This is a genomic window from Asanoa siamensis, assembly GCF_016862555.1.
GTDB classification, from domain to species: Bacteria; Actinomycetota; Actinomycetes; order Mycobacteriales; family Micromonosporaceae; genus Asanoa; species Asanoa siamensis.
The window spans coordinates 36,881-48,499 of the sequence record NZ_BONE01000058.1 but is presented as its reverse complement, the minus strand read 5'-3'; the positions used below and the strand labels follow the sequence as shown (position 1 = coordinate 48,499).

The 11,619-nt window shown below is 72.1% G+C and carries 7 protein-coding genes; 3 read left to right on the top strand and 4 right to left on the bottom strand.

The window, feature by feature from the left end:
• A partial coding sequence (locus Asi02nite_RS42440) for a nitrate- and nitrite sensing domain-containing protein (RefSeq protein ID WP_203717205.1) occupies positions 1-2,309 on the top strand: 2,309 nt, incomplete at its 5' end.
• Complete coding sequence (locus Asi02nite_RS29215; protein WP_203717204.1) at positions 2,306-2,728, top strand: roadblock/LC7 domain-containing protein; 423 nt, start codon at positions 2,306-2,308, stop codon at positions 2,726-2,728. The genes Asi02nite_RS42440 and Asi02nite_RS29215, both read left to right, overlap by 4 nt.
• Here the strand turns inward: Asi02nite_RS29215 and Asi02nite_RS29210 are convergent.
• The 3 genes from Asi02nite_RS29210 to Asi02nite_RS29200 form a co-directional block, all read right to left on the bottom strand.
• The gene (locus Asi02nite_RS29210; protein WP_239127205.1) at positions 2,725-4,218 is read right to left on the bottom strand and encodes a GH1 family beta-glucosidase; all 1,494 of its coding nucleotides are present in this window, start codon (positions 4,216-4,218) and stop codon (positions 2,725-2,727) included. The two genes, Asi02nite_RS29215 and Asi02nite_RS29210, sit on opposite strands and share 4 nt — an antisense overlap.
• 466 nt (positions 4,219-4,684) lie before the next feature.
• Positions 4,685-6,160: a diguanylate cyclase domain-containing protein gene (locus tag Asi02nite_RS42435; protein ID WP_275410404.1), complete on the bottom strand. Its 1,476-nt coding sequence runs from the start codon at positions 6,158-6,160 to the stop codon at positions 4,685-4,687.
• A 2-nt stretch (positions 6,161-6,162) separates the two neighbouring features.
• Positions 6,163-7,644: a GGDEF domain-containing protein gene (locus Asi02nite_RS29200; protein ID WP_203717203.1), complete on the bottom strand. Its 1,482-nt coding sequence runs from the start codon at positions 7,642-7,644 to the stop codon at positions 6,163-6,165.
• Between the two features lie 173 nt (positions 7,645-7,817).
• Between Asi02nite_RS29200 and Asi02nite_RS29195 the strand changes: the two genes are divergently transcribed.
• Complete coding sequence (locus tag Asi02nite_RS29195; protein WP_203717202.1) at positions 7,818-10,718, top strand: glycoside hydrolase family 48 protein; 2,901 nt, start codon at positions 7,818-7,820, stop codon at positions 10,716-10,718.
• Between the two features lie 271 nt (positions 10,719-10,989).
• Here the strand turns inward: Asi02nite_RS29195 and Asi02nite_RS29190 are convergent, their stop codons facing one another.
• Entirely contained in the window at positions 10,990-11,442 is a 453-nt protein-coding gene (locus Asi02nite_RS29190) for a globin domain-containing protein (protein ID WP_203717201.1), read from the bottom strand.
• Between the last annotated feature and the right edge of the window lie 177 nt (positions 11,443-11,619).

The following is an 11,619-nucleotide window of genomic DNA, read 5'->3' as shown; positions in this document are numbered from 1 at the left end:
ATGTGCTGCGCCCCTACGAGGACGCGGTCGACGCCGCGGCGACCCGGTTCCGCGCCGCGGCCGAACCCTCGCTCGGTGGCGACGTCTCGTGGCAGGTCGCGTACGGCCGCAGCGTCGACCTGATCGACCAGTTGCCGACCCTGCGCACCGCCGCCGGTGGCAGCGCGACGCCGCAGACCGTGTTCGACACGTACACCCGGCTGATCGACGCCCTGGTGGCCCTGATGGCGGAGCCGTCGCCCGGTGCCGAGCACCCCGAGCTGTCCCAGGCGGTGCTGCGCTCGGTGCAGCTCGCCCGGGTCAAGGAGCTGGGCTCGCGCACCCGGGCCCGGATCTTCGCGGCCTCGATGTCCGGCGGCTACGGCCCCGACGACCTGGTCACCCTCTCGGACCTGCGCACCCAGCAGCTCGCCGCGCTCGCCGACTTCCGGGTCAACGCCACCCCGTCCCAGGTGACCAGGTACGACGACACGTCGGCGCTGCCGCAGTTCGTCGAGGCGACCCGGCTGGAGGAGCAGACCATCGGCACCGCCCGGGCGCCGCAGGTGCTCGGCGCCGAGCAGTGGTGGGCCGCCAGCCAGAACCGCGCCGAAGAGCTGCGCAAGGTGGAGGAGCAGGTCAGCGGCGACGCCACCCGGGCCGCCGACGCGCGCAGCACCGCCCAGCTCCGCGACAGCCTGCTGGTCGCCGGCGGCATCCTGCTGGTCCTGGTGCTCGCGGTGCTCGCCTCGTTCATCGTCGGCCGCTCGATCGCCCGCTCGCTGCGCACGCTGCGGACCCACGCGCTGCAGGTCGCGCAGGTGCAGCTCCCCGACGCGCTCGACCGGCTGCGCGCGATGGGCGGCGGCACGGTCCCGCGGATCGACGTGTGGCCGGCCGCGGTCAAGTCGCGCGACGAGATCGGTGAGGTGGCCGAGGCGTTCGTCGCCGTGCACCACAGCGCGATCGCGGTCGGCGTCGAGCAGGCCACCATGCGCCGCACCGTCAACGCGATGTTCGTGAACCTCGCCCGGCGCAGCCAGGTGCTGGTCGAGCGGCAGCTCGAGCTGCTCGACGAGCTGGAGCGCGAGGAGAGCGATCCGGACCAGCTCGACAACCTGTTCAAACTGGACCATCTCGCCGCCCGTATGCGCCGCAACGACGACAGTCTCCTGGTGCTGGCCGGCATCGAGTCGCCGCGGCGGTGGAGCGACCCGGTCGCCCTGCCGGCCGTCGTCCTCGCGGCGGTGGCCGAGATCGAGGCCTACCCGCGGGTGCGGCACGACGCGATCGACCCGGTGCACGTGGTCGGGCACGCTGTCGGCGACGTCGTGCACCTCCTCGCCGAGCTGCTGGAGAACGCCACGGTGTTCTCGCCGCCGACGACCACGGTGCACGTGTTCGCGCACGGCGGCTCCCGGGTCGGCACGGTCATCGAGATCGCCGACGACGGCCTGGGCATGTCCGAGACGGCGCTTCAGGAGGCCAACGACACGCTGGCCGCGCCGCCGCTGGCCGACGTGGCGGCCTCCGAGCGGATGGGCCTGTTCGTGGTCAGCCACCTCGCCGCCCGGCACGGCATCCGGGTCGAGCTGCGGGCCGGCCGCCGCGGCGGGGTGATCGCCGTCGTCCGGCTCCCGGCCGACCTGCTCGCGCCCGACCACGGCGAGCTGCCCTACCGGCCGACCCGGCCGATGCTGGCCGCGGTCGCGGCGGTCTCGGGCGCGGCGCCGTCGCTGCAGCCGGCGCCGCGGGCCGGTGCGCCGGTGTCGGGCGGCCCGCTGCCCGCCCTGAGCCTGTCGACGCCCGGCGGCGGCCTGCCGGCGGTCGCGGCGCCGCCGCTCCCGCTGCCGATCGAGCCCGGGCACGCCGGCAACGGCCACCCGGCCCCCGAGGTGCCGGCACCGGCCGCCGCCCCACTCCCGGCGACCGCCGGGCAGCCGATCGACGGCCCGCTGGGCCGGCGGCCCGGCCGGTCGACCAGCCCACGCCGGGCCGCGGCTCCCGCGTCCGGCGAGACCACCTCCTGGTTCTCCCGCGCCACCGCCCCGGCCCAGCCGGGCGCGGGCGGCGTGGGTCCCGCGGACGCGCAGCCCGCGGTGCCGGTCATCGGGGGGACCGGCCGCACCGGCCTGCCCCTGCGGGTGCCGATGGCCCAGCTACCGGGCGGCAACGGCGCCGCCCAGATCCCCGCGCCCCGGGGCGAAGCCGACCCCGAAGCGGTGAGCAGCCTTCTCAACCGGTTCTACGGTGGCGTTCGGCGCGCCGAGTCCGAGGACCCGACCGATACGAGCGCGCCGGCCTGGCGCGGAGAATTGGAGCAACGATGACGACGCTCAGCCGCGAGGCACGCGACCTGAGCTGGCTGGTCAGCGGCTTCGCCCAGCGGGTGCCGGGCGTCGCGCACGCGATCGTGGTGTCCTCGGACGGCCTGCTGGTCGCGGTCTCGGACCACCTGCCCCGCGACTCGGCCGACAAGCTGGCGGCGGTCACGTCGGGCGTCATGAGCATCACCAGCGGCGCGGCCCAGATGTTCGACAACGACTACGTGAAGCAGACGGTCGTCGAGATGGGCCGCGGCTACTTCCTGGTGATGCACATCCGCGACGGCTCCATCCTGGCCACCCTGGCCGGCGCCGACGCGGACATCGGCGTGGTCGGCTACGAGATGGCCCGGCTGGCCAAGCAGGCCGGCGAGATGCTGACACCGGCCTTGCGCGAGGAGCTCCAGCAGGCGCTGCCCCGCTAGACCTCGTTGTCCCGGATGACCCGCTGATACCACCTGGCGCTGCGCTTGAGGGTGCGGCGCTGCGTCGGATAGTCCACATAGACCAGTCCCCAGCGTTGCTCGTACCCCTCGGCCCATTCGAAGTTGTCGAGCAACGACCACACGTGGTAGCTCTCCAGCGGCACACCGGCCTCGATCGCCCGGTGTGCCGCGGCGAAGTGGTCGCGCAGGAACTCGACCCGGCCCGGGTCGTCGACCGTGCCGTCGGCGCCGAGCACGTCCGGGCACGGCAGGCCGTTCTCGGTGATCGTCAGCGGCACCGGCCCGTAGTCGCGGGTGATCCGGGTCAGCGTGTCGAACAGGCCGTCCGGGAAGATCTGCTGCCAGAACGCCTCGGAGGTCGGCCAGCGCACCTCGGTGTCGCCGCTGGGCGCCACGTAGTAGGGCGTGTAGTACTGCACCGCGACCAGGTCGACCGGTGACGAGATGACCGCGAGATCGCCGTCCTTGATGCCGCGCACCATCCGGCTGCCGGGTCCCAGGTCGTCGAGCACGTCTCGCGGGTACGCGCCGCGCAGCACCGAGTCGAGGTAGAGCCGGTTCTCGTAGCCGTCGTAGAGGTGGGTCGCGGCCAGCGCCTCGGGGCTGTCGTCGACGGGGTAGCAGGGGTGCAGGTTGAACGCCGGCCCGATCCGCGCGTCGGCCGACGCGCGCAGCGCCCGCACGGCGAGCCCGTGCGCGAGTTGGAGGTGGTGCGCGACCAGGTAGGCGGCCTCCGGGTCGCGCAGGCCGGGGGCGTGGTGCCCGCCGAGGTAGCCGTTCTGCACGACGGTCTTCGGCTCGTTGATGGTCAACCAGACCGGCACGGCCGACCCGAGCGCCTCGAACACGGCCGCGGCGTAGTCGCCGAACCGGTGGGCCACGTCGCGGTTCTCCCAGCCGCCCACGTCCTGCAGCGCCTGCGGCAGGTCCCAGTGGAACAGCGTCGCCATGGGCTCGATCTCCCGCTCCCGCAGCCCGTCGACCAGCCGGCGGTAGAAGTCGAGCCCGCGCTGGTTGGCCTTGCCGGTGCCGTCGGCCTGCACCCGCGGCCAGGAGATGCTGAAGCGGTAGGTCCGCAGGCCGAGGTCCTTCATCAGGTCCAGGTCGCTCGCCCACCGGTGGTAGTGGTCGGCCGCGACGTCGCCGGTGTCGCCGTTGCGCGTGCGGCCCGGCGTGTGGCTGAAGGTGTCCCAGACGGACGCGCCGCGGCCGTCCTCCTTCGCGGCACCCTCGATCTGGTACGCGGAGGTCGCGGCTCCCCAGCGGAAACCGTCGGGGAAACGCAGGCCCAGCCGGCGTTCCGGGTTCGGGTCGGCGTCGGGCGAGTCGGGGTCGCAGGCGGCGGTCAGGGCTGACGCCGCGGAGATGGCGACGCCCGCGGTCGGTCGCACGGACACGCGTGCGGCGGTCGCGGCGGTGGCCGAGAGCGCGGCGCGGCGCAGCAGGCGCCGTCGGGTCAGCACGGTCATGTCGCAGGTCTCCTCGGGGCTGGTTTGGGAGCGCTCCCAAGATCGTACAGCGGGAACCACGGTCCTGGGAAGGCCCGATGCCGGATCGGCCGGACCCCGGACTGTCCCGGACAAAACAGACGGTCGACCGGTTGGGCGTCGCCGCCTGTCCTGTCGACCGATTCATGCCCGTAACAATCGAGGGCTAGCGTTGGGGGCGGGGAGGGCAACCCCACCCCCAACCTCAGTTACATACACGCACGACGGTTGGCACCAGGCGTGCGTGTCGCGCGGGAGCCGGGCCACGCGAGTGGCGGTGGTTCCACCTCCTCTCGAGGGGGAGCGGAGACCGGCGGCGGAGTCCGGGCTGGCCCGTCGCCGGCCTACTCTGACGTTCATCAATGGAAGCGCTCCCATCGACGTTGGTCAGACTGTAGCTGTCCGGCGACGCGCGGGAAACCCCCTGGACATGATCGAAACTTTCGATTTACGCGCCGGCGTCCGGGTGCAGGTGAAAGCCCGAATGGCGGCGCTTGGCCTCGTACATCGCCTCGTCGGCCTCGCGCAGCAGCGCCTCCACGGGCCGGTGGCCGCCGGCCGCGATGCCGATGCTCGCCGACGGCCGCAGGGTGCGGTGCGCGATCCGGATCCGTTCGCCCACCGCGACCAGGATCCGGTGTGCGATGCCCACCGCGTCCGCCGTCGACGCGTCGGTGAGCAGCACGCAGAACTCGTCGCCGCCGAGCCGGGCCACCGTGTCACCCGGGCGCACGCAGCGCGTGATCCGGCCGGCCGTGGCCCGGAGCAGGTCGTCGCCGGCGTGGTGGCCGAGGGTGTCGTTGACCGACTTGAACGCGTCGAGGTCGAGCAGCAGCACGGCCCGGCCCCCGGGGTGCGCGCCCGCGCGTTCGGCCTGTTCGTCGAAGTGCGCGCGGTTGGACAGCCCGGTGAGGTGGTCGTGGCCCGCCGCGTACCGCAGCCGCTCCTCCTGCCGGGCCAGCGCGACCACCGTCACGTCGAGGCGGCGCACCAGCCGCTCGTTGTCGCTCAACACGATGTGCTGACGGATCAGCACCAGCGCCGTCACGACCACCGAGCCCGTGAGGGCGCCCCACGTCCTGATCGTCAGCCCGTCGGTGATCAGCAGGACCACCAGCAGCACCTGGGTCGCGACGATGGCGACGAACGGCAGCCGCGCGCCGGAGCGGCGGGCCCGCGGCGGCACCTTCGCGGGCGGGCGCCGCAGTTGCTCGAACCGGGCACCCGCGACCAGCAGCAGGCCCCACACCATCCGGGCCACCAGGATGGCCCGGATGTCCGGCGAGTCGAGGATCTCGGCGTTCAGCACGCGGTCGACACCGAACAGCGCGACGGCAAGGGCGAGCGTGATGCCGGCCAGCAGCCGGACGGGCGCCGAGCGGGTGAAGACGACGCGGACGAGGGCGAACGCCGCCACCAGCAGCGTCGCCGCGCCCACGATCGCCCAGACCACCTGGTGGGGACGGTCGGCCTCGCTGCGCCCGATCACGGTGACGATCCAGATGGCGACCGCCGCCCCGGCCAGCACGATCACGATGTCGAGCCACAGCCGCGTCCGCTGCCGGCGCGGGATCCGCCAGGGCCGCGCCACCATCGACGCCAGCAGCGCGCCGGTGCCGACGGTGAACAGGATGCCGGGCACCGTCCGGATGGCGGTCGCGGACTCCGCGTCGGTCACCGCCTCGACCGCCCGCAGCACCGCACCCGCGGCCAGCACCAGGCCGGCGACAGCGGCGACCTCCCAGAAGTGCCGCCGGCCGGCGGGTTGGCCCCGGCGCTGGGCGAGCTGCCAGGACAGGAAGGTGAACGTCCCCAGCAGGACGGCCTGCGCGGCCCAGGCCGTGACGCCCGGCGCCGGTCCCCAGCCCGTCACGATCGCGGCGACCACGAAGAGGAGGAGCGCTCCGCCCAGCACCCGGTCCATGGCTAGGCGGACTCGGGGTGCAGGTAGAAGCCCGAGTTGCGGCGCTTGGCCTCGTACATCGCCTCGTCCGCGTCGCGCAGCAGCGCCTCGAAGGGCTTGGTGCCGCTCGCCGCGATGCCGACGCTGGCCTGCGGCCGGAGCGTGCGGCCGTCGACCCGGACCGGCTTGGCCAGCGCGCCCAGGATGCGGTGGGCCGCCGCCACCGCGTCGTCCGCGGAGGTGTCCGCGAGCAGCACGCTGAACTCGTCGCCGCCGAGCCGGGCCACGATGTCGGCCGGGCGTACGCTGCGCCGCAGCCGGGTCGCGGTGAGCTTGAGCAGGTCGTCGCCGGCGTGGTGGCCCAGGGTGTCGTTGACCATCTTGAAGTCGTTGAGGTCGAGCAGCAGCACGGCCCGCCCGCGACCGGCGTCGCTGTTGCCCAGGCGTTGCGCGTGGTGGTCGAAGAAGGCGCGGTTGGCGAGGCCGGTGAGGTGGTCGTGGTTCGCCGCGTGCCGCAGCTTCTCCTCCTGGCGCCCCAGGGCCTCGACGCTCTCGTCGAGCCGCCGCACCAGGCGCTCGTTCTCCATCAGCACCACCGACTGGCGCGCGGCGACGACGGCCGTCAGGGTGACCGAGCCGATGACGGTGCCCCAGCTCTTGAGGTTGAGCCCTTCGATCGGTAGCTGGATGATCAGCATGAGCTGGGTGGCCGCGACCGCGATGAACGGCAGCCGGAGCGTGACGCGATACCTCCGTGGCGGCGGGATCTCCCGGGTCAGCGTGCCGCGGATCCACTCGATGCACGGCGCGAGCGCGAGGATCAGCGCGGGCAGCATCCGCAGCACGTAGCTGCCGCGGGAGTCCGCGTCGGCGAGCTGCGGGTTGAGTGCGTGCTCGACGCCGAAGGCCGCGATCGCGATGGCGAGCACGATGCCGGTGGACCGCAGGAACGGCGCCGTCTTGGTCATCAGCAGCCGCACGATCGCGTAGACCGACACGATCATGATCACCGAGCCGATCAGCGTCCAGGCGACGTCGGTCGGGCCTTTGGCCTTCTGGCCGCCGGTCAGCGCGATGCTCCAGACGAAGACGAACGTCGCCACCAGCACGATCGCGGCGTCCAGCCAGAGCCGCACCCGCTCGCGGCCCACCATGTCCGGTGGTCTCAGCAGCAGGAAGGTGAGCAGCACGATCGAGCCCAGCGCGACCAGCAGCGTGGGCACGGTGCGGTGGGCGCCGGCGGCGGCCGGCTCCACCGAGAACTGGATGGCGCGGACCACCCCGCCGGCCGTCTTCAGCGCGCCCGCGACGGCGGCCGCGCCCCAGAACCGCCGGCAGAGGGAGTCCTGGCCGGGACGGCGCCAGAGCCGCCACGCCAGCCACGCGAACGTGCCCTCGAGCACCGCCTGCGCCGACCACGACGTGATGGCCGGGTCGGGGCCGAATCCGACGAGGATCGCCGCGACGGCGAAGATGCCGAGCACCCAGGCCAGGACGCGGTCCATCGACCCATCACACCACGTGCGCCACGTAGTGTGAGCGGTTCGGCACGCTTGCCTCTGGGAGCGCTTCCATGGAAGACTGTCGAACAATCGCGGGCCGGGAGCCGACCCCTTGCGTACGCGTCCCGGGCAGGACGCGCGGTCCATCCCTGCTTCCGCGAGGAGACAACGCTTCCATGAAACTCAGACGCGCCCTGGCGCTGCTCGGCGCCGGCTCGCTGGTGGCCGCCGCGGTCGCCGTGCCGGCCGGCCCCGCCCAGGCCGCCGTGGCCTGCGACGTGGTCTACGCGACCAACGACTGGCCCGGTGGCTTCACCGCCAACGTCACCATCCGCAACCTCGGTGACCCCATCAACGGGTGGACCCTCGGCTTCACCTTCCCCGGCAGCCAACGGGTGACCCAGGGCTGGTCCGCCACCTGGACCCAGACCGGCAACCAGGTGACGGCGACCAACATGCCCTACAACGGCAACCTGCCGACGGGTGGCTCGACCGGGATCGGCTTCAACGGCAGCTGGAGCGGGAGCAACCCGCGGCCGACCGCGTTCACGGTCAACGGCGTCACCTGCGGCGGGGCGCCGGTGCAGCAACCACCCACGGTGGACCTGACCGTGCCGGCCGGGCCGTTCGAGGCGCCCGCCGACGTCGCGCTCGCCGCGACCGCCAGCGACCCCGACGGGACGGTCAGCAAGGTCGAGTTCTACCGGAACGGCCTGCTGATCAACACCGACACCACCGCGCCGTACGGGTACACGATGGAGGACCTGCCCGCCGGCGCGTACACGGTGCAGGCCCGGGCCTATGACAACGCGAACCTGACGGCGACCGACGAGGCGAGCTTCACCGTCGCGCAGGCGACCGGCCCGGTGCTGCGGGCCAACCCGACCTCGGTCTCCGTGGCCGAGGGCGGCTCGTCGACGACCCGGCTGACGCTCAGCGCCGCCCCGTCGTCGGCGGTCACCGTGGGCCTGGCCCGCAGCGGCGACACCGACGTCTCGGTCTCGCCGACCAGCGTCACGCTGAACAGCACCAACTGGAGCACCGGCGTGCCGGTCACGATCAGCGCGGCCGAGGACGCCGACACCGCCGGCGGGTCCGCGACGGTCACCGCGAGCGCCACCGGGTACGCGCCGGTCGCGATCGCCGTCACCGAGATCGACAACGACGGCTCCACCGGGGACAACGAGTACATCACCCGGTTCCTCGACCAGTACGGGAAGATCAAGAACTCCGGGTACTTCAGCCAGGAGGGCGTCCCGTACCACTCGATCGAGACCTTGATCGTCGAGGCGCCGGACCACGGCCACGAGACGACCTCGGAGGCGTTCAGCTTCTGGATCTGGCTCGAGGCGCAGTACGGGCGCGTGACGGAGAACTGGGCGCCGTTCAACAACTCCTGGAACGTGATGGAGCGCTACATCATCCCGTCGCACAACGACCAGGTCACCGCGGGCGTCAACGGCACACCGCAGTACGCCGCCGAGTTCAACCTGCCCAGCCAGTACCCGTCGACGCTGCAGCCGAACGTCTCCGTCGGGCAGGACCCGCTGCGTTCGGAGCTGCAGTCGACGTACGGCACCGGCGACATCTACGGCATGCACTGGCTGCTCGACGTCGACAACACGTACGGCTTCGGCCGGTGCGGCGACGGGACCACGCGGCCCGCGTACATCAACACGTTCCAGCGTGGACCGCAGGAGTCGGTGTGGGAGACCGTGCCGCAGCCGTCCTGCGACACGTTCGTCCACGGCGGGCCGTCGGGCTTCCTGGACATCTCGATCAAGGAGTCCGCGGCGCCGGCGAAACAGTGGAAGTACACGAACGCGCCGGACGCCGACGCGCGGGCCATCGAGGCAGCCTATTGGGCGCTGACCTGGGCGACCGAGCAGGGCCGCGCCGCCGACGTGTCGGCCACCGTGGCCAAGGCGGCCAAGATGGGCGACTACCTGCGGTACGCGATGTTCGACAAGTACTTCAAGAAGATCGGCAACTGCGTCGGGGCGTCCGCGTGCCCGGCCGGGTCGGGCAAGGACTCGGCGCACTACCTGATGTCCTGGTACTACGCCTGGGGCGGCGCGACCGACCCCAACGCCGGCTGGTCGTGGCGGATCGGCTCCAGCCACAACCACTTCGGCTACCAGAACCCGATGGCCGCGTGGGCGCTGACCAACGTCAACGAGCTCAAGCCGCGGTCGCCGACGGCGGTCGCGGACTGGCAGAAGAGCTTCGACCGGCAGCTCGAGTTCTACCAGTGGCTGCAGTCGGCCGAGGGCGGCATCGCCGGCGGCGCGACGAACAGCTGGGACGGCTCGTACGGGACGCCGCCCGCGGGGACGCCGACGTTCTACGGCATGTTCTACGACGTCGACCCCGTTTACCACGACCCGCCGTCGAACCAGTGGTTCGGCATGCAGGTCTGGTCGATGCACCGGATCGCCGAGCTGTACTACGCGACCGGCAACGCGAAGGCCAAGGCGCTGCTCGACAAGTGGGTGCCGTGGGCGCTGGCGAACACCACGCTGGGCTCGGGCGGCGCGTTCGAGATCCCGTCCGACATGACCTGGAGCGGGGCGCCGGCGACGTGGAACCCGTCGTCACCGGCGGCCAACACCGGCCTGCACGTGACGGTCACCAAGAAGGGCCGGGACGTGGGCGTGGCGGCCGCGTACGCGCGGACGCTGATGTACTACGCGGCGAAGTCGGGCAACGCGGCGGCCAAGACCGGCGCCAAGGGCCTGATCGACGCGCTGCACGCCAACAGTGACGCGCGCGGCGTCGTGACCCCGGAGACCCGCGAGGACTACCGGCGGTTCGACGACGTCTACAACGCCAGCACCGGCCAGGGCCTGTACCTGCCGCCGGGCTGGACCGGCGACATGCCCAACGGTGACGCGATCGCGCCGGGGAAGAGCTTCGTCGACATCCGGTCGTTCTACAAGCGCGACCCGGAATGGGCCAAGGTCCAGTCCTACCTGGACGGTGGTCCGGCGCCGACCTTCACGTACCACCGTTTCTGGGCGCAGGCCGACGTCGCGATGGCGTACGCGGACTATGGTCATCTCTTCCCGAATGGTTGATCGACGCCGCTACCCATAGGGCGCCGAACGGAGTATCGTTCTGCGCGGAGGGGCCGCTTCCCCCGTGGCGGCCTCTCCCTCAAGCCTAGGGAGCCCCTGTCCGCGGAGAGCGCGGACGGGGGCTTTCGGCATGTTGGCCCCGGGGGCCGAGCCCCCGGGAACCCCGCGTTGCGGTGGTCGCCGGGCGTCGTGGCGTGGCCGGTGGTTGTGGGTGGTGGGCGCACGGGAGCCCGGGCTGGGCCCGGGCTCTCGGGGGTGCTGTGCTGGCCGGTTAGGCCGCTTTGGTGGTTGTCGATTCTGTTGTGGCGCCTTGGAGCATTGTGCCTGCGGCGAAGGTGTAGGCGCGGGTCCAGGCGCCTTCGATTTCTGGGGTCCAGGCTTCGCCCGCGTACTCGTCCAGTGTGGCCAGCAGGCAGGTGGCTACCGCCGTGTAGTGCTCGGGGCGGACGCCCCAGCCGTCGTGCTTGCGGCCCAGTGCCTCGAGCGTGGGGCGCAGCGCCTCGGGGTTCTCGTAGTTCGTCACGAGGGCGATGATGGCGCCGAGCAGCTTGTCGTGCTGTGCGTCCATGTTCGCGGGGAACATGGGCCGGACCGCCGGGTACTGGTCGAACAGGCGGCCGTAGAACGACGCGATGAGCTCGTCGGCCCGGTCGGCGACGACCTCGAGGCTGGCTTGCAGTAGCTTGGCGTCGGCCTCGTGGCTGGAACTGGTCTCCACGGTCATTAGGGTCCCTCCCTCGTGGACGTCTCCCGGTGGGGTTCCAGAAGGCGCTTCGTCACACTGAGCGTAGGGACCAACACTGCCCGTGACAAGACTCACGTGAATATGGCACAGATAAAGAAAACTGCCGATTGCAAGATGCGCCCGGCTGTGGTAGGCCAGGTCGCCATTGGCCTGCTG

Excerpts from the sequence above, each read along its gene's own strand:
- Asi02nite_RS29195 (WP_203717202.1), top strand. The coding sequence starts at position 7,818 with ATGAAACTCAGACGCGCCCTGGCGCTGCTCGGCGCCGGCTCGCTGGTG.
- Asi02nite_RS29190 (WP_203717201.1), bottom strand. The coding sequence starts at position 11,442 with ATGACCGTGGAGACCAGTTCCAGCCACGAGGCCGACGCCAAGCTACTG.
- Asi02nite_RS29200 (WP_203717203.1), bottom strand. The coding sequence starts at position 7,644 with ATGGACCGCGTCCTGGCCTGGGTGCTCGGCATCTTCGCCGTCGCGGCG.
- Asi02nite_RS29215 (WP_203717204.1), top strand. The coding sequence starts at position 2,306 with ATGACGACGCTCAGCCGCGAGGCACGCGACCTGAGCTGGCTGGTCAGC.
- Asi02nite_RS29210 (WP_239127205.1), bottom strand. The coding sequence starts at position 4,218 with ATGACCGTGCTGACCCGACGGCGCCTGCTGCGCCGCGCCGCGCTCTCG.
- Asi02nite_RS42435 (WP_275410404.1), bottom strand. The coding sequence starts at position 6,160 with ATGGACCGGGTGCTGGGCGGAGCGCTCCTCCTCTTCGTGGTCGCCGCG.